Below are 1,179 nucleotides of genomic sequence, written 5' to 3'. Positions count from 1 at the left end.
ACGTCGGCTCCCGTCTCGCGGGCGGCGACGGCGAGCGCCTCGAGCGCGCCGACGTAGGTGACCCACGGACCGTGGAGGTCGGGGGGGCGCACCCCGTCGCGCAGCCGGGCGGCATACCCGGGCTCGGCGAGGCGCTCGAGCGCCGCGACGAGGGACTCCTCGTCGCCGGGCGGCACGAGGAGCCCGTCGACGCCGTCGTGGACCTCGGCCCCGAACGTCCCGACGTCGGAGGCGAGGACGGCGAGGCCGTGGTGGTGGGCGAGCTGGACGTTCTGGGACGCGGTGGCGTGGCGGTAGGCGAGGGTGAGGACGTCGTGGTCGGCGAGGAGCGCGGCGAGCCGGTCGGCCGGCACGTAGCCGTCGAGCACGGTGACCCGGCCGGCGAGACGGGGGTCGGTCGCCAGGCGCCGGACCTCCTCCCCCGCGTCTCCCCACATCTCGCCGGCGATGGTCAGGGTGGGCCCGGGGACCCGCGCGAGAGCCGTGAGGAGGAGGTCGAGCCCCTTGTACGGGCGGACGATGCCGAGGGCGAGCAGCCGGGCCGGACCCTCGGATGCCGGGCGCGCGACCGGGTCGCCGCCGGGAAGGTGCGCGGGCAGGGGGACGACGGCGATGCGCGTCGCGCCGAGGTCGGCCGCGAGCGCGGCCTGGTCCTCGCTGTGGACGATGACGCCGTCGACGGCGCCGAGCAGGAGCCGAACGAGCGGCGCGTCCCCCGGTCGGGGCTCGTGGGGCAGGACGTTGTGGACGATGGCGACCGACCGCGGACCCCGGGCCCGGCCGGCTCCGGCCGCCCGGAGGATCGCCAGGTGCGCGGGGACCACCTGTGGGACGACGTGGACGAGGACGACGAGGTCGACGTCGCGGAGCCGCCGGCCCGTCCGCACCCAGCCCTCGGGGCGGGACCAGCGCAGGACGGGGACGGTCCTCGCATACGGCTCGACATCGGGAATCCCGTCGGGGACCTGCTGCTCCCCCGGGTAGAGGCCCTTGGGGAACATCTGGGCCCACGAGACGAGGACGACGTCGTGGCCGGCGTCGGCGAGCTCGTGGGCGAGGGTCGTCGTGTGCGCCGCGACGCCGCCCTTCGCGGGGTGGGACGGGCCGACGAGGGCGATCCGCAGCGCGGCCGGGTTCGGCCCGCTCGCAGGGGGCGGCTCGCTCACGGGGCCGGGGCGG

1 protein-coding gene is annotated in these 1,179 nt (G+C 77.4%); it reads right to left on the bottom strand.

Annotated elements, in window-relative coordinates; genetic code table 11:
* A partial coding sequence (locus BN12_RS21825) for a glycosyltransferase family 4 protein (RefSeq protein WP_200901277.1) occupies nt 1-1,166 on the bottom strand: 1,166 nt, incomplete at its 3' end.
* Nucleotides 1,167-1,179: the final 13 nt, after the last annotated feature.

Source organism: Nostocoides japonicum T1-X7, assembly GCF_001046855.1.
In the GTDB taxonomy this organism is placed as follows: domain Bacteria; phylum Actinomycetota; class Actinomycetes; order Actinomycetales; family Dermatophilaceae; genus Nostocoides; species Nostocoides japonicum.
Note: the sequence above shows the minus strand (reverse complement) of the source record. Positions and strands in the feature narration are given on the sequence as shown.